Source organism: Blastomonas sp. SL216 (assembly GCA_026625625.1).
Lineage (GTDB): Bacteria > Pseudomonadota > Alphaproteobacteria > Sphingomonadales > Sphingomonadaceae > Blastomonas.
Genome location: CP113055.1, coordinates 188,323 through 205,826 on the forward strand (window position 1 = coordinate 188,323; position 17,504 = coordinate 205,826).

The 17,504-nt window shown below is 65.0% G+C and carries 13 protein-coding genes; 12 read left to right on the forward strand and 1 reads right to left on the reverse strand.

Annotation, left to right across the window (positions count from 1 at the left end; translation table 11 throughout):
* Positions 1 to 3: 3 nt before the first annotated feature.
* The 8 genes from OU999_00955 to OU999_00990 all read left to right on the forward strand — a co-directional run bounded on the left by OU999_00955 (position 4) and on the right by OU999_00990 (position 11,486).
* A complete protein-coding gene (locus OU999_00955) occupies positions 4 to 3,114 on the forward strand; it encodes a CusA/CzcA family heavy metal efflux RND transporter (GenBank protein WAC23794.1) in 3,111 nt (1,036 codons plus the stop codon).
* Complete coding sequence (locus OU999_00960) at positions 3,111 to 4,343, forward strand: TolC family protein (GenBank protein WAC23795.1); 1,233 nt, start codon at positions 3,111 to 3,113, stop codon at positions 4,341 to 4,343. Before OU999_00955 ends, OU999_00960 begins: the two co-directional genes overlap by 4 nt.
* 382 nt (positions 4,344 to 4,725) lie before the next feature.
* Positions 4,726 to 5,340: a gluconate 2-dehydrogenase subunit 3 family protein gene (locus OU999_00965; protein ID WAC23796.1), complete on the forward strand. Its 615-nt coding sequence runs from the start codon at positions 4,726 to 4,728 to the stop codon at positions 5,338 to 5,340.
* Positions 5,341 to 5,355: 15 nt separating this feature from the next.
* On the forward strand, positions 5,356 to 7,047 hold the full coding sequence (locus OU999_00970) for a GMC family oxidoreductase (protein ID WAC23797.1): 1,692 nt from the start codon (positions 5,356 to 5,358) through the stop codon (positions 7,045 to 7,047).
* Positions 7,047 to 8,159, forward strand: coding sequence for a ThuA domain-containing protein (locus tag OU999_00975; GenBank protein WAC23798.1), 1,113 nt, complete (start codon positions 7,047 to 7,049; stop codon positions 8,157 to 8,159). Before OU999_00970 ends, OU999_00975 begins: the two co-directional genes overlap by 1 nt.
* A gap of 117 nt (positions 8,160 to 8,276) precedes the next feature.
* Complete coding sequence (locus OU999_00980) at positions 8,277 to 9,545, forward strand: efflux RND transporter periplasmic adaptor subunit (GenBank protein WAC23799.1); 1,269 nt, start codon at positions 8,277 to 8,279, stop codon at positions 9,543 to 9,545.
* The gene (locus OU999_00985) at positions 9,526 to 10,239 is read left to right on the forward strand and encodes an ABC transporter ATP-binding protein (GenBank protein WAC23800.1); all 714 of its coding nucleotides are present in this window, start codon (positions 9,526 to 9,528) and stop codon (positions 10,237 to 10,239) included. Before OU999_00980 ends, OU999_00985 begins: the two co-directional genes overlap by 20 nt.
* On the forward strand, positions 10,236 to 11,486 hold the full coding sequence (locus OU999_00990; protein WAC23801.1) for an ABC transporter permease: 1,251 nt from the start codon (positions 10,236 to 10,238) through the stop codon (positions 11,484 to 11,486). The genes OU999_00985 and OU999_00990 overlap by 4 nt, the downstream gene beginning before the upstream one ends.
* 2 nt (positions 11,487 to 11,488) lie before the next feature.
* Here the strand turns inward: OU999_00990 and OU999_00995 are convergent, their stop codons facing one another.
* Positions 11,489 to 12,280: a citryl-CoA lyase gene (locus OU999_00995; GenBank protein ID WAC23802.1), complete on the reverse strand. Its 792-nt coding sequence runs from the start codon at positions 12,278 to 12,280 to the stop codon at positions 11,489 to 11,491.
* A 120-nt stretch (positions 12,281 to 12,400) separates the two neighbouring features.
* Between OU999_00995 and OU999_01000 the strand changes: the two genes are divergently transcribed.
* The 4 genes from OU999_01000 to wrbA all read left to right on the forward strand — a co-directional run bounded on the left by OU999_01000 (position 12,401) and on the right by wrbA (position 17,495).
* Complete coding sequence (locus OU999_01000) at positions 12,401 to 13,552, forward strand: CoA transferase (protein ID WAC23803.1); 1,152 nt, start codon at positions 12,401 to 12,403, stop codon at positions 13,550 to 13,552.
* A gap of 65 nt (positions 13,553 to 13,617) precedes the next feature.
* Positions 13,618 to 14,430, forward strand: a complete 813-nt coding sequence (locus OU999_01005) for a helix-turn-helix domain-containing protein (protein ID WAC23804.1) — start codon at positions 13,618 to 13,620, stop codon at positions 14,428 to 14,430.
* Between the two features lie 251 nt (positions 14,431 to 14,681).
* The gene (locus OU999_01010; protein WAC23805.1) at positions 14,682 to 16,868 is read left to right on the forward strand and encodes a TonB-dependent receptor; all 2,187 of its coding nucleotides are present in this window, start codon (positions 14,682 to 14,684) and stop codon (positions 16,866 to 16,868) included.
* A gap of 24 nt (positions 16,869 to 16,892) precedes the next feature.
* Complete coding sequence (gene wrbA / locus OU999_01015; protein ID WAC23806.1) at positions 16,893 to 17,495, forward strand: NAD(P)H:quinone oxidoreductase; 603 nt, start codon at positions 16,893 to 16,895, stop codon at positions 17,493 to 17,495.
* Positions 17,496 to 17,504 lie beyond the last annotated feature (9 nt).

Below are 17,504 nucleotides of genomic sequence, written 5' to 3' on the forward strand. Positions count from 1 at the left end.
GCCATGCTGCGCAAACTCGTCGAAGCCTCGCTCAACTTCCGGCTGGTTGTCGCCGGGCTGGCGCTCGCGATCGCCGCGATCGGCGCGTGGTCATTCGCCAATCTGCCGATCGATGCCTTTCCGGATATCAGCTCGACCCAGGTCAAGATCATCCTCAAGGCCCCCGGCATGACCCCCGAAGAGGTCGAAAGCCGCGTCATCACGCCGATCGAGATGGAGATGCTGGGCATCCCCAAACAGACCGTGCTGCGATCGGTCGCCAAATATGCGATTGCCGATATCACCATCGATTTTGCCGATGGCACCGACATCTACTGGGCGCGCAGCCAGGTGGCCGAGCGGCTGGCCAATGCCACCGCAGACCTTCCCGCAACGGTCGAAGGCGGCATGGCCCCGATCTCCACGCCCTTGTCCGACATGTTCATGTTCACCATCGAGGGGCCGCTTTCGCTGACCGAGAAGCGGCGGCTGCTCGACTGGACCGTGCGTCCTGCGCTGCGCACCGTGCCGGGCGTGGCCGATGTCAACGCGCTGGGCGGCATGGTCGAAACCTATGAAGTGCAGCCCGATCCCGCCGCGCTGGCGGCTGCGGGCCTCACTATCGAGGACCTGAAGGCCGCGATCGAATCCAGCAACCGCAACGATGGGGCAGGGCGGCTCAGCGTCGCCGAAGAGGCGCTGATCGTCCGTTCGGTCGGAGCGATCGCTTCGCTCGACGATCTTGCCTCGGTCGTGGTGCGCAGCGCGGGCGGCGCGGTGGTGCGTATCGGCGATGTCGCCACCGTGCGGATGGGGAGCCTGACCCGCTATGGCGCGGTGACCAAGAACGGCAAGGGCGAGGCGGTGCAGGGGCTGGTCATCGGCCTGCGCGGCGCGGATGCCAGCAAGATCGTCGCCGGGATCAAGCAGCGGCTCGGCGAATTGCAGCCAACCCTGCCGCCCGGTGTTACCATTTCAGCCTTTTATGACCGGTCCGACCTGATCGGCCGGGCCGTCGGCACGGTGGAAAAGGCGCTGCTCGAGGCGACGATCCTGGTGGTCATCCTGCTGCTGCTCTTCCTGGGCGATGTGCGCGCATCGGTGATCGTCGCGCTCGCCCTGCCGATGGCGGCGCTGATGACCTTCATCTGGATGCGCAGCATCGGCCTGACCGCCAATCTGATGAGCCTGGGGGGCCTGGCCATTGCGGTCGGCATGCTGGTCGATGGCGCGGTGGTGGTGGTCGAGAATGTCGTCGAGCGGTTGTCCGACGCCAGGCACCGTGGCTCTACCAAGCTCAACGCGGTGTTCGTCGCCACCGCCGAAGTCGCCACCCCGGTCGCCTCGGGCATGGCGATCATCGCGCTCGTCTTCCTGCCGCTGCTGACGCTCGAGGGGCTGGAGGGCAAGCTGTTCGCACCGGTGGCGATGACCATCGTGCTCGCCCTGCTTTCGGCCCTGATCCTGTCGCTGACGCTTGTGCCGGTGCTCGCCTATTTTGGCCTCAAGCGCAGCGAGGAGCATCATGACCCTGCGCTGATGCGCTGGATGACCCCGCGTTATGCGCGGCTGCTCGACGCTGGCTTTGCGCATCCGCGCCGGGTTTTCGCGGCTGCGGGCGCGGCGCTGGTGCTGGCGGGCGGGGCCTATGCCGTCACCGGCAAGACCTTCCTGCCGACCATGGATGAAGGCTCGATCATCGTGCAGCTGACCAAATTGCCCAGCATCGGCCTGGGTCACAGCACCGCAGGCGACACGAAGGTGCAGAAGGCGCTGCTCGCCGATGTGCCCGAGATCGAGGCGGTGATTGCCCGCGTCGGCAGCGACGAGCTCGGGCTCGACCCGATGAGCCCCAACGAGACCGACAGCTTCCTCAAACTGAAGCCGCGCGAGGAGTGGCGCAGGGCGGACAAGGTGTGGCTAACCGACCAGATCCGCGCGGTGATGCACGATTTTCCGGGCATCGAACCCACCTTCACCCAGCCGATCGAGATGCGCATCTCAGAGATGCTGACCGGCGCGCGCGGCGACCTTGTCATCAAGCTTTTCGGCCCAGACCTCAAGGAACTCTCGCGGCTGGCAGGCGAAATCCAGGGCAGGCTGGAGAAGATCGAGGGCACGACCGAAGCGATGACCGTCGCCAACGATACCGTCGATTATCTTCAGCTCGACATGGACCGCGTCGCCGCCGGACGGGCAGGGATGCCGGTCGACATGCTGCAGGACATGATGCGCGCCAATGTCGAGGGCGTGCGCGCCGGAACGGTGAGCGAGGGCGGCCGCCGCGTCCCGGTGATGATCAAGGGCACCGGCGGCGATGGCATGGACCCGGCGATCTTTGCCGACCAGCTCTATCGCGCGCCCTCGGGCCAGCTCGTCCGCGCCAGCGATGTAGCGCATATCCGCCAGGTTGCAGGACCGGTGAAGCTGGAGCACGAAAATGGCTCGCGCTACGCGATGGTCCAGGCCTTTGTCGGCGGGCGCGATCTGGTCGGCTATGTCGATGATGCCAGGCGCGATATCGAGGCCAATGTGAAGCTGCCCCAGGGCTATCGCCTGGTCTGGGGCGGGCAGTTCGAGAACCAGCAGCGCGCCTCGGCGCGGCTGATGGTAGTGCTGCCGATCTCGCTCGTGCTGATCTTCCTGGTGCTCTACGCGACACTCGCGTCGGTGCGCGCTTCGCTGCTGATTCTGGTCAACATCCCGTTCGCGATGGTCGGCGGCATGGTCTCGCTGGCGCTGGCAGGCGAATATCTCTCGGTCCCGGCCTCGGTCGGGTTCATCGCCTTGCTCGGCATCGCGGTGCTCAACGGGCTGGTGATGGTCACCTGCTTCCGCCAGCTGCGCGAGGATGGCTTGAGCCTCGAACAGGCGGTCCGGCAGGGCGCGGTGCGGCGGCTGCGCCCGGTGATGATGACCGCGACCATCGCTGCGTTCGGGTTGGTGCCGCTGCTGTTTGCAACGGGCCCGGGTTCCGAGATCCAGCGGCCGCTCGCCATCGTCGTCATCGGCGGACTGGTCAGCGCCACCATGCTGACATTGATCCTGCTGCCCATTCTCTACCAGCGGTTCGGCGAAAGCCGGGCCGAGCGCGAGGCGGGTACGCTGGCCGCTGCTGCGGGAGACGCAGCATGATCGCCCGGTTCACGCTGATGGCCGCGCTGCTGGCCGCCACCACGCCCGCGCTGGCGCAACCCGGCTTGCCGCCCGAACCCCAGGTGCGCGAGGCGCTCGACCAGCATCCTTCGGTGCTTGCCGCCATGGCGCGGGTCGAGGCTGCGCGCGCCGATGGCGAGGCGCTGCGCGCCGGACCGCACGAGTTCATGCTGACCACCAGCGCCATCCAGCGCACGGTCGATCGCGACGGGCGCTATGCCGAGTTCGATGCGTCCCTGAGCCGCCCGATCCGGCTGCCCGGCAAGGCGCGGCTCGACCGGCAGGCTGGCGCATCGGGCGTCGAGGCGGCCGAAAACCGCATGGAGGACGCGCGGCATCAGGCAGCGTTGCTGCTTGCCGATTATTGGTGGGACTGGCTGGGCGCCGCTGCGGAAGAGCAGATCGATGCCCAGGCCGCCGCCAATCTGGAACGATCGCTTACAAGCATCCGCCGCCGGGCCGAGCTGCGCGATGCCGCTCCGATGGAGGTCGATCAGGCCGAAGCGGCATTGGGCTCCGCGCGATTGCAGGTACAGCAATCGGCCGGCCGGGCAGCGCTGGCCAAGGCGCGGCTGCAGGCGCAGTTTCCGGGCTTTGTCCTGCCGGCTGCCCCAGGCGAGCTGCCGCTGCCCGAAATGCCGCAGGCCAGCCTTGCCGAACTGGGCCGCCTGGTCATTGATCGCAGCCATGAGATTGGCGCGGCGAAGGCGGAGGCCGAGCGGTTGCAGGCGCTGGCCGATCGCGCGCGCCGTGATCGCATCGCCGACCCCAGCATCGGGGTGCGCGCGTTCAGCGAGCGCAGCGGGCAGGAAACCGGATTGGGGGTCATCGCCACGATACCCCTGGGTGGCCGGCACCGCAGCGCGCTCGCCGACCGTGCGGGCAGCGAGGCAGCCGCTGCGGCTGCCGAAGCCACCGCCGTCAGCTTTGACGTTCAGGAAATGGCCGATACCGATGTCGTGAATGCCGATGCCGCCTGGCAGGCCTGGCTGCGCAGCCGTGACGGCGCGAAGGCGCAGGTCGCTGCCGTGCTGAAGATGCGCAAGGGCTATGATCTGGGCGCGATCGACCTTGCCGATCTGTTGCTGGCCGAACGGCAGACGCAGGACATGTTCCGTGCAGAGGTGCAGGCGCGCACCGCCGCGCTGCGCGCGATCACCCGCATCCTGATCGACAGCCACAGCATCTGGATCGGCGACGAGCTCTAGGCGCGGGGGCGGCGCGGCGCCCACCTGTGCTTCGCCCTTGATGACGACCTGCAAGAAACGTCACCATCGAGAGTTCAAGAATGCATATTCCAATTTGATCTATGGGGTGTTAGGCCGAAGCCAGGAACGGGGTGCGGTCAATATCCTGGTCTGTTCATGCTCGCCCATGCCAAATCGCCTGCCACGGCGATGGCTGGGCTGGCGCGGCGGTATCCGCACAGCGGGTCATGGGGGATCGGGCTGATCGGCCTTGCCGGTGCACTGGCTATCAGTGTCGTCCTGCCCCTGCTGGGCCGGATCCATGGCGAGGCCAAGATTGCCAGTGCCGGCGGGGGAGGGGCATTTTCCGCGTCGCCCCCCGCTCAAGAGAGGGAGTCAGGCGATGCATTCACCCATCGAGATTGACCGGCGCGCCGCGCTGCACGGCATCATGCTGCTGCTGGGCGCGACCGCGGTGGCGGGCTGCGGCTATCAGCCGGGATCGGACAAGCGGGTGACGCTGGGCAAAGCACAGATCGAGCTGCTCGACCTGGTTTCCGATACGATCATCCCGAAGACCGATACGCCGGGCGCGGTCGAGGCCGGAGTGCCCAAGCGGCTGGCCGCGATGTACAGCGACTGGGCATCGGACAAGACCCGCAAGGCGCTGTCGGGCGCGCTCGACCGGATCGACGCTGGCGCAAGGGCCTCGACCGGCAAGGCCTTCGGGCAATTGTCGGCCGACGAGCGGCTGGCCTATCTGCGGGGGCATGAGGCAGCTGCGCTCAAGCCCGTTCCGCCCAAGCCCGGCGCGCCCAAGGGCAGCTTCATCGCGCCGGTCGTCTCGGTTGCCGATGTCGGTTACCACACGCTCAAGCAGCTGGTCGCGACGCTCTATTTCAGCAGCGAGGTGGGGCTGACCCAGGAGCTGATCTACGAGCATGTGCCGGGGCCATGGCAGCCATCGATCGCGATCACGCCGGATATGCGTCCCTTTTCCACGCTCGGCCCATTCTGACCGGAGTTTCTGCGGATGTCTTTTGATGCGATTGTCATTGGCTCGGGGATGAGCGGGGGGATGGCCGCCAAGGAATTGTGCGAACGCGGCCTGAAGGTGCTGGTGCTGGAAAGGGGCAAGGAAATCGACCCCGCCAAGGATTATATGGACCACCAGATGCCCTGGGAGTTCGCCAACAACATGCAGGTGCCCGAGGACGAGGTCGCACGCGATTATCCGGTGCAAAGCCAGTGCTATGCGTTCAATGGTGCAACCCGGAAATTCTGGGCCAAGGACAGCGAACAGCCCTATTCCACCCCCGAAGACAAGCCGTTCACCTGGATACGCGGCGATCATCTCGGCGGGCGCTCGGTCATGTGGGGGCGGCAGAGCTATCGCCTGTCCGAAATGGACTTCGAGGCGAATGCCAAAGACGGGCACGGCACCGACTGGCCGATCCGCTATGCCGATCTTGCGCCATGGTATGATCATGTCGAACGGTTCATCGGGGTGGCGGGATCGAGGGAAGGCCTGCCCCAGCTTCCCGATGGCGAGTTTCTGCCCGCGTTCGAGCTCAACGATGCCGAAAAGCAGTTCAAGGCGGTGGTGGAATCGCGCTTTGCCGGGCGCAAGGTGATCTCCGGGCGCACGGCGAATCTTTCAGTCGCGCAGCCGCATCACGAGGAGCTGGGCCGGGCCAGCTGCCAGAACCGGTCGATCTGCGAACGCGGGTGCAGCTTTGGTGCTATGCATTCCAGCCTCAGTTCCTCGCTGCCGGCAGCCAGGCGGACGGGCAACCTCACCGTCGTCACCGACGCGATCGTGCATTCGATCGAGCACGATCCCAAGACCGGGCGCGCCACCGGCGTTCGGGTGATCGATGCGAAGACCAGCGAAGGCCGCACCTATCAGGCGCGCATCATCTTTCTCAACGCCTCGACCATCGGCACCGCGCAGGTGCTGCTCAATTCGGTGAGCGAGGCGCATCCGCGCGGCCTTGCCAATGGATCGGACCAGGTGGGGCGCAACCTGATGGACCATATGTACGCGCTGATCACCATCGCGATGTTCCCGGGGCCCGAGGACCGCTATTATCGCGGGCGCCGTCCGACGGGGCTGTACATCCCGCGCTTCCGCAACGTTACCGAGCCGGGCGAGGGTTTCGTGCGCGGCTATGGCTATCAGGGGGGCGTTTCGCGAGCCGGGTGGCGCGGGGCGGCGCTGCAACCTGGCGTGCTGGGGGCCGAGATCAAGCAGCGCGCGCACACGATCGGGCCGTGGACCGCGTTTCTCGGCGGCTTTGGCGAGATGCTGCCCAATCCGGAGAATCGCGTGACACTGCATGCCTCACGCAAGGACAAATGGGGCATGCCCATTCCGCATATCGATTGCGCGCACGGGCCCAATGAAAAGGCGATGATCAAGCATATCCTGGCCGATGCCAGGGACATGCTGGAAGCCGCCGGGGGCAAGGTGGTGATGCAGTCGAGCGAACCGGGCAAGCCGGGGCTTGGCATCCACGAAATGGGGACCGCGCGCATGGGGCGCGATCCGGCAACATCGGTGGTCAACGGCTTCAACCAGGCGCATGAGGTGCCCAATCTGTTCATCACCGATGGCGCGGCGATGGCATCATCGGGCTGCCAGAACCCCTCGCTGACCTATATGGCGCTGTCTGCGCGCGCGGCGGACCATGCGGTCAAGCTGATGAAGGACAATGTGCTGTGATGCGGCTGACACTGATCCGCTCGCTCGCGCTTGCTGGACTCGCGCTGGCATTGCCCGGCCAGGTCCGCGCACAGGCGGTGACCGATTGCCCGATGCGCGACATGCCCTTTTCCGCCGAAAGCCCGCTGATCGACGTGCTGCTGAACCCCCAGGCGCGGGCGCTGACCCAGGCTGCCACCGGGCAGGATTTCGACAAGACGCCGCCCGCCTTTACCGGCACCACCCCGCCGACCTTCGCTGCGATCCTGACGGTGCGCAAGTTTGCAGCCTTTGTCGGCGTGCCCGAGAGCGCCATCGCGCCGCTGGACGCCCGGCTGCGCTTGCTGCCCGTCACCGCCGAAGACAAGGTGAAGCGCTGCCAGCGCTATGACAATGATCGGCCCGATATCCGCCTGCCGAACGATGGCAAGCCGCGGCTGCTGCTGTTCGAGAAGATCATCGGCTTCAAGGATACGCCCTCGGTCAACGCAGCTCACGCTGCGTTCATCGCCATGGCCGAGCGCAAGGGCTGGCATGTCGTTGCGACCGACAAGGCCGGTGCGTTCCATCCGCGCACGCTCGGTCAGTTTGATGCGGTGATCTGGAACAATATTTCGGGCGATGTGCTGACCCTGTCGCAGCGCAAGGCGTTCAAGCGATTCCTGCAGCGCGGCGGGGGATTTGTCGGCATTCATGGATCGGCGGGTGATCCGGCCTGGTTCTGGGACTGGTATGCCGATGACCTGCTTGGCGCGCGCTTCACCGGCCACCCGATGAACCCGCAGCTTCAGGAAGCGCGGATCGCCGTCAATCCCGATCACCCGCTGGCCAAGGCGCTGCCGCGCGAATGGCGGATGACCGATGAATGGTACAGCTTCGGCACCAACCCCCGGCGCATCGGCGCGCAGGTGCTGCTGACGCTGGATGAAAGCACCTACAGCCCGGTCGGCATCAAGGGGGAAGATCTGCGCATGGGCGATCATCCGCTGGCCTGGACACACTGTATCGGCAAGGGGCGCATGTTCTATTCGGCTATCGGCCACGCACCGGACACGTACGCCCAGCCGCAGAATGTCGCCATGCTGGAGGCCGCCATCGCCTGGGCGGCGAGCGATCGGAAAGCCTGCAAGTGACGGCCAGCGTCAGAAAGACATTTGGTCCTCAAGTATCGCTTTGAATATCCCCGCTGGCTATCCTGAGCAGGTGCCAATATATCTCGGTCGCGCACACCGTGAATGGGTCGGGGGGTTATGCTGACGAAACTGGGTTCCTGGGTTAAACGGCATAAGGTCTGGTCTGCGCTGATTGCGCTGGTGCTGCTGTTCATCGTCTATCGGATCGTGCGCCCGACGCCGCACGAATACGAATATATCAGCGAGACCGTGGCGCGCGGCGAGGTGCAGCGCGTGGTGTCGGCCAGCGGCAAGGTTCGCGCGCTGAACACGATCAAGGTGGGCACCGAAGTGTCTGGCCAGGTCACCAAGGTCTATGTCGATTTCAATTCCCCGGTCACGGCAGGCCAGGTGCTGGCCGAGATCGATCCGACGCGCGTCCGCGCCCGGGTGCAGCAGATCGAGGCGCAGGTGGCGCTGGCGCGGGCAGGGCTGCAGCAGACGGTGGCCAATGTCGCCCGCGCGCGCGCCGAGCTGCAGATCCAGGAGCGCGATTTCGCCCGGCAGAAGTCGCTGGCCGAGCGCGGCTTCGTCTCCAAGGCCAATCTCGATGCGGCGCAGACCCGGCTGAACAGCGCGCGCAACGCGCTGGAAGTGGCGACGGCGCAGACGCAGAGCGGCGATGCGCAGATTCGCCAGGCCAATGCAGAGCTTTCCTCGGCGCGGCTTGACCTCACCCGCACCGTCATCATCGCGCCCGCCAGCGGCGTAATCATCAACAAGCTGGTCGAGCCGGGCACGACCGTCGCGGCCAGCTTCCAGACGCCCAATCTGTTCGAGATCGCGGCGGACACCACCAAGATGCAGGTCGAAGCCTCGGTCGACGAAGCCGATATCGGCCAGATCGTCGAGGGGCAGGACGTCAACTTCACCGTCGACAGCTATCCCGACGATGTGTTCCGCGCCAAGGTTCGGCAGATCCGCAAGGCGCCGGTCGAGACGCAGAATGTCGTCAGCTATCTCGTCATCATCGATGTCGACAATCTCGACGGCAAGCTGCTGCCGGGCATGACTGCGAATGTCGAGATCATCACCGGGGCGAAGCGCAACGTGCTGCGCGTGCCGACCAACGCGCTGCGCTTCCGCCCGAAGCCGGCGGACCGGGGCGAGCCGCAACAGCCTGCCGAGCCCTCGCGCAACGATAGCCCGCGCCAGGTGCTGTACCTCGTCAGCACAGACCCCTATCGCCCGACCCGCAAGCCGGTGAAGATCGGGCTGCAGGGCGATGATTATACCGAGATCGTGTCGGGCATCAAAAGCGGCGACAAGGTGCTGGTGCGGACGAAGTCGCTGAAACCGCGGCCCGAGAGCGAAGATACGGAAGACGATGACAGCGCCGCTTCTTGAGACGCACGATCTGGTCAAGAACTACATGATCGGCGGCGAGCTGGTGCATGCCGTCAACGGGGTGTCGCTGCGCATCGACCAGGGCGAGTTCGTCGCGATCATGGGGGCGAGCGGATCGGGCAAGTCGACCTTCATGAACATGATCGGCTGCCTCGATGTGCCGACATCGGGCACGCTGATGCTCGACGGCATCGATACGCGCACGCTGAACAGCGATGAGCTGGCGGAAATCCGCAATCGCAAGATCGGCTTCGTGTTCCAGCAGTTCAACCTGCTCGCGCGGACCAGCGCGCTCGACAATGTCGCGGTGCCGCTGATCTATGCCGGGGTCCGTCCCGCCGAACGCCGCCAGCGCGCGCAGGCCAGGCTGGAAGCGATGGGCCTTGCGCATCGCATGCAGAACACGCCTGCAAAGCTTTCCGGCGGCCAGCAGCAGCGCGTGGCGATCGCGCGGGCGCTGGTCACCAATCCGCTGATTCTGCTGGCTGACGAGCCGACCGGCGCGCTCGACACCCAGACCTCGCTCGACATCATGGGCATCTTCCAGAAGCTCAATGATGAAGGGATTACGCTGATCGTCGTCACGCACGAGCCCGATATCGCCGAATATGCCGCGCGGCGGATCGTTTTCCGCGATGGCAAGGTGATCGAGGATGCCGCGGTGACCTCGCGCCGCCGGGCGGTCGCGCCATGACCGAATTGCTGCATGCACTGTCGGGCTGGGGCGTCAACGTCGCCATCGCGTTCACCGCGCTGCGCACCAACCTTATGCGATCGATCCTGACCACGCTGGGCGTGATGATCGGGGTGTTTTCGGTGATTCTGGCCGTCGCCGTCGGCAATGGTGCGCAGGTATCGGTTACGCAGCAGATCGCGACCCTGGGGTCGAACATGGCGATCGTCGTGCCCGAGCCCGAGCGCGCCAATGGTCCGCCCCGGCCCGGCGATCGGGGCAGGCTGACCGAACGCGACGGCGAGGCTATTGCGCGGCAGGTGCCCGGTGTGGTTGCGGTCGCGCCGCAGCTGCGCACCAGCGTGCAGATGGTCACCGGCGGGCGCAGCGCCAACACCCAGGCCGTCGGATCGACCGAGGCCTTTGGCAGCATCTCCAATCTCGATACCGCAGATGGCCGCTTCCTGACCAAGAGCGATGTCGGCGCAGCGACGCGGGTGGTGGTGATCGGCCAGACCGTCGCCGACAAGCTGTTCGTCGATGTGAACCCGATCGGCGAGACGGTCCGCATCAACCGCGTGCCCTTTACCGTCATCGGCCTGCTGGAGAGCAAGGGCAGCAATCTGGGCAATGACAATGACGACCAGATCATCGTGCCGATCAGCACCCTGCGCCAGCGCCTGTCCACGACCACGACCCAGGGGCCCGATGACGTGACGCTGTTGTTCGTCGGGTTCGAGGACGAGGACACGCTGGTGGCGGGCGACCGCGAGATCAAGGACCTGCTGCGTGCGCGCTATCGCGTCTCCAAGGGCAAGATCACGCCGTTCACCGTGCGCACCACCAAGGAAATCGCCGAGACGTCGGGGCAGGTGACGCAGATCTTCCAGGCGGTGCTGGTCGCCATCGCGTCGATTTCGCTGCTCGTCGGCGGTATCGGCATCATGAACATCATGCTGGTCAGCGTGACCGAGCGGACGCGCGAGATCGGGCTGCGCATGGCGCTGGGGGCGAAGCGCGGCGATATCCGCAACCAGTTCCTGGTCGAGGCGGCGGTGCTGTGCATCATCGGCGGCGCCATCGGCCTGATGCTGGCGATGGTCGCGGCTGCCGTGTTCCAGCAGGTCGCGGATTTTCCCGCACCGATCGGCTGGGACACGGCGTTGCTGGCAATCGCCTTTTCAGCGGTGATCGGGCTGGTGTTCGGCGGCTATCCCGCGATCCGCGCCTCGCGCCTGTCGCCGATCGAGGCACTGCGCAGCGAATAGCATCAGGTCGCGTCCACGCCATCATAGTCGATGGCCTTGGCCGCCGCGCCCGACATGATGAAGCCGATCGGGCGTTCGGCCTCTTCGTTCAGATGGCCGATCAGGCTTGCAGTGCGCGCGAGCAGCGAGATGCCCTTGAGCGCGCCCAGGGGAAAGCCGACATCGAGCATCACTGCGGGGATCGCGCCGTTGACATTGATCGGCAGCGGGCGGCCCAATGTCTCGGGCAGGCAATCGCGCAGCGCATAGAGCATGCCGATATGCTCGCCGACAACGCCATGTTCTTCGGCCATCGCCAGCAGCAGCAGTGCGCGCGGATCGCCAGCGCTGTGCTGGGGGTGACCGAAGCCGGGGATGGCCTGTTTGGTGGCGCGCAGGGTGCGGACGCCTTCTGCGGCAATCTCGGCGGCCGATCCGGCGCCATCGCGCTGCCTGGCCACCAGATCGGCATAGAAGCGTCCTGCGACCTCGGCACTGCCCAGCACGACCGATCCGCAGCCCAGCAGTCCCGCGGCCACCGCGCCGTGGAACGCTTCGGGCGCGGCGGCATAGGTCATCCGCGCGGCGACGACGCTGGGCACCAGGCCGTGTTCGGCAATCGCTGCCAGCACCGCATTGGCGAACAGCTTCTGCACCTCGGTCGGCTCGTTTCCGGTGACCAGCAGCCAGAAATAGCTGGTAAAGTCCATCTTGCCGATAATGTCGCCGCACAGGTCCTTGCCGCGAACGGTGATGCTTTCCGCATCGGATGTGCAGATGGCGGTGAAGGGTGCGTCCTGCTTGCCGATGCGCATGATGTGGGTCCTCTTCTGGTCGTCGGTTGACGGTCCAGCGCCGCTCACCGTGAAATTCGATTTACGAAGTTGATTTCGTATATCGAATTTTCTATGAGTGTCGATCAGGGAGATGTCAATATGGCCAAGCCGCTTGCCAATGTCACCGTGCTGGAAATGGGCACGTTCATCACCGGCCCTGCGGCCGGCATGATGCTGGCCGATATGGGTGCCGATGTGATCAAGGTCGAGCGGCCCGATGGCGGCGATCCGTTCCGCGCCTTTCGTGGAGGCTTCTACAGCCCGCATTTCCAGACCTATAACCGCAACAAGCGCTCGATCACGCTCGATACGCGCGGTGGACCCGATCTGGAGGCGTTCGACCGCATGATCGCGTCGGCCGATGTGTTCATCCAGAATTTCCGCCCGGGCGTCGCCGACAAGCTCAAGGTCGATCCCGTTCGGCTGCGTGCGATCAATCCGCGGCTGATCTATCTCTCGATCTCCGGCTTTGGCGCAACCGGGCCCGATCGTGACCGTCCAGCCTTCGACACCGTGGCGCAGGCGGCGAGCGGTTTCCTGCGGCTGCTGGTCAACCCGGCCAATCCGCGCGTCGTCGGCCCGGCGCTGGCCGATGCGATTACCGGCTTTTACGGCGCCTATGGCGTGCTTGCCGCGCTGCACGAGCGCGCGAGCACCGGCAAGGGCCGGCTGGTCGAAGTCTCGATGTTCGAGGCGATGGCGCATTTCAATCTCGACGATTTCACCCATTATTTCTCGGCAGGCGAAGTGATGGGCCCGTACAGCCGCCCCAATGTCTCGCAATCCTATGTCTTCCAGTGCCAGGGTGGCGACTGGCTGGCACTGCATATGTCGTCTCCGCCCAAATTCTGGGAGAATCTGGCGATTGCCGTCGGGCATCCCGACATGCTGGACCGGCCCGAATTTGCCAGCCGTGACGCACGCATCGCCAATTACGAGAAGGTGGCCGCCTTCCTGGCGCCGCTCTTTGCCGCGCGCAGCCGCGCCGATTGGTGTGCGACGCTGGAGCAGCTCGAAGTGCCGCATTCGCCGGTTTACAGCGCACCGGAGGTAGTCGAGACACCCCAGGCGCAGCATCTGGGCCTGACGGTCGAGGATCCCGATGGGCCGCATGGGCGCTTCCGCACCATCCGGTCGCCGGTCAGCTTCGATGGCGAGCGCATGACCAGCGTCACCGCGCCGCCGGTGCTGGGGCAGCATAATGACGAGCTGCTGGGCCTGGACCCCGCGACGTCAGCCGCTGCCGAGTGACCGCGCACGCGACAGGTGACATCATCACCTTGCCTGCGCGATCTCAAGGGGCTAGCGCTTCAACCATGGAAGACCCCGCCAAGCCCGGCAAGGACAGCGAATATCTCTCGACCCTGGAACGCGGGCTCAAGGTGCTGCGCGCCTTCGATGCGAGCCATCCCGAGATGCAGCTGAGCGAGGTTGCGCAGGTCACCGGGCTCAGCCCCGCCGTGGCCAGGCGCTGCCTCAACACGCTGGTGCAGCTCGGCTATGTCGCGCAGTTCGGGCGCAAGTTCCTGTTGCGGCCCGAAGTGTTGAGCTTCGGCACCGCCTATCTGTCATCGATGAACGTCGAGCAGGTGGTGCTGCCGCCGCTGCAGAAGCTGCGCGACGATACCGGCGACAGTTCGTCCATGGCGGTGCTGTCGGGCACCGACATCCTGTATGTCGCGCATGTGTCGACCAACCGGCGCATCCGCCTGGGGGCCAATGTCGGCACGCGCTTTCCGGTCCATGCCACGTCGCTGGGCAAGGTGCTTCTCGCCTTCCAGCCCGAGGCGGTAGTGGCGAAGTACATGAGCGCGGTCAGCTTGCAGCGGTTCACCGAGCGGACGGTCACCACGCCCGAAGCCATGGCGCAACGGCTGCAGAATGCGCGCGAGACCGGTTACGATTCGGCGCTGGACGAGCTGGACTACGGCATCGTTTCGGTCGCGGTGCCGGTATTCGATGCGCAGCGCCAGGCGATTGCATCGATCAACTGCTCGACCTCGACCACGCGCATCTCGCAGGACGAGCTGGTGCGCACGCGCCTGCCGATGCTGCGCGAGGCGGCCGCCGAGATCAGCAGCGCGCTCCAGCGCTGGCCTACGCTGATGCATTCGCTGCAGCAGAACTGACCGCGGGCATCGCGGCCGCTTTTCGCTGCCCCCCATCTACCGTTTGAGCCTAACCGGACTGCCTGGCGCGGTGCGCTTTGCCGGCGTGCGGGGCACCTGCGTCTCGCTTCGTCTGTCGGAAACAAACTTCGCATATCGAACTTGACTTCGTAATACGAACAATTTACCTCCCCTGTAACTCGCCCGCAAAGCCGGAAAAGCGCTTCACGAACGACGCGGCGGGAATCACTGGATGAGGGGAGCAGGTGCATATGCCCGCGATTTGGAACAAGGTGCTGCTGGCAGGTTCGGTTTCGGCTTTTGCGCTGCTTGGCGCCATGCCAGCCTATGCGCAGGATCAGGCCGCGACGGAGAGCGCCAGCGACGGCGAGATCGTCGTGACCGCGCTGCGCCGCGATTCAACGCTGCAGGATACGCCCGCCGCCATAACCGCCTTCAACGCTGAAACAATCGAGAATGCGGGGATCGACAGGGCAGCCGATTTCATCGGGCTGACATCGAACGTCCAGCTGATCGAAACGCAGAATGCGGGCAATGCCTTTGTCATCATCCGCGGGATCACCCAGAACCGCAATTCCGAGCCCTCGGTCGCCGTGGTGGTGGACGGAGTGCAGCAGGTCAATGCTGCCCAGTTCAGCCAGGAGCTGTTCGATATCGAGCAGATCGAAATCCTCAAAGGCCCGCAAGGTGGCCTGTACGGTCGTAACGCCATCGGCGGCGCGATCATCATCAACACCAAGCAGCCCAGCGACCAGTTCGAGGGCAGGGTGTTTGCCGGGATCGACAATGGCTTCGGCTATACGTTGCGCGCCGGAATTTCCGGACCGATCAGTGACACGTTGAAGTTTCGCCTGTCCGGCTCCTATCGCGACACCGATGGCTATATCCCCAACACCTTCCTGGGCGAGGATGCCGATCCGCTTGAGGATATCTCGCTGCGCGGTAAGCTGCTGTGGACGCCGACGGACCAGCTGACCGTTGACCTGCGCGCCTCGATGTCGCTGCTGCGCACCCAGGCGCTGTATTACAATATCGTCGCCGATGTGAACGACACCAGCCTGCCGGTGCGCGTCAACAATGCTGGGCAGAACGATCGCGACATCTACAATGTCTCGGCCAAGATCGACTACAAGGCCGATTGGGGATCGATCACCTCGGTCACCTCCTACGACACCCTGTCCGAAATCCTGACCGGCGATGCGTTCAACTTCCTGCCGATCCAGGAATCGCTGTTCTTCGCGATCTTCGGCTTTGACCTCAACCAGAGCCAGTTCCTCGACGTCGAGGCGATCAGCCAGGATCTGCGCATCCAGTCGAATGACGACAACGCTTTTACCTGGTCCCTGGGTGGCTATTTCATCGATACCAACCGCTATATCTCGACCGGCAACATGGTCGATACGGGCGCTGGCGTGTTCCCGGTCTTCCGCACCCCGAGCACCGATCCGCGCAACCCGCAGGCGACCTTCCTGGCGGATTCGCAGAACAACTTTGCCTGGGCGGTCTATGCCAATGTTGGCTATGAATTCTCCGATGCGTTCCGCGTCGATGCGTCGCTGCGTTACGACAAGGATCGCCGCCGCAACCGCACGCTGACCCCGACCGCGTTCATCCCGGTCGTTCCGGGCTTCCCCACTGGCCGTACCGGCGAAGTGCGCCGCGAGACGTTCGACGAATGGCAGCCCAAGGTCACGCTGACCTACAAGCCGGCCGAAAATGTCACGATCTATGGCGGCTATAGCCGTGGCTTCCGCTCGGGCGGCTTCAACCAGACCGGCGTCGGCGCGGTGGCAGCCGGTACCGGCGTGGTCGGCGTCGCGGACATCTATGAGGCCGAAGTCGCAGACACGTTCGAACTCGGGGTCAAGACGACGCTGTTCGACCGCATGCTGACGCTGAATGCCAGCGCCTATACCACCAAGTCGGAAAACGGCTATTTCTTCGTCTTCCTTGCCGCGAACTCCACCCAGAATCTCGGCAATGTGCCCGAGGTACAGCTGCAGGGCTTCGAGATCGACGGCACGCTGCGTCCCGCGCGCGGGCTCGACATCAATTTCGGCCTGGGCGTGACCTATAGCGAGATCAAGGAATTCCCCGATCCCACCGTGATCGGCAACGAGGCGCCGTTCATCTCGCGCTATACGATCAACCTGGGCACCCAATATGAGAGCAACCTGGGTGACAGCGATCTCAAGGGCCGCATCCGGGTGGATTATAACCGTACCGGCAAGACCTGGTTCGATGTGCCCAATTCGACGGTGCGCCGTCCGGTCGATCTGGTCAACGCGCGCCTGACGCTCGACGGTGGTGCCTGGTCGCTCACCGGCTTCGCCGACAATCTGTTCAACGAAAAATACAATGCCGAGTTCTCGCCCGGCGGCTTCGTGTTCAAGGCACGCCCGCGCGTCTACGGGCTCGAGGCGCTGTACAAGTTCTGACCCCCCAACGACAGGAAAGCATCCGTGGCACGCATCCTCATCCTCTATTATTCGGGCTATGGGCATACCGAGGTCATGGCGAATGCCGTGGCCGATGGGGTCAATGCGGTCGACGGCTGCGAAGCGGTGGTCAAGCGCGTGCCCGAGCTGGTGCCGGATGAGGTCGCTGCCGGGGCCGGCATGAAGGTCGATCAGGCCGCGCCCTATGCCAGTGCGGACGAACTGGCCGATTATGACGGCATCATCTTCGGTACGCCTACCCGCTTCGGCAACATGGCGGCGCAGATGCGCAACTTCCTCGACCAGACAGGCGGGCTGTGGGCCAAGGGCGCGCTGATCGGCAAGCCGGGCAGCGTGTTCGTCTCCACCGCCAGCCAGCATGGCGGGCAGGAGACGACGATCACCTCGTTCCACACCACCTTGCTGCATCACGGCATGATCGTCATCGGTCTGCCCTACAGCTTTGCCGGCAACACCATCATGTCCGAGATCAGCGGCGGCACGCCTTATGGCGCGAGCACGATTGCAGGCGGCGACGGATCGCGCATGCCTTCCGAAAACGAGCTTGCAGGGGCCCGTTTTCAGGGCGAGCATGTCGCCCGGATCACGCTGAAGCTGTCGGCCTGAGGGCACGAA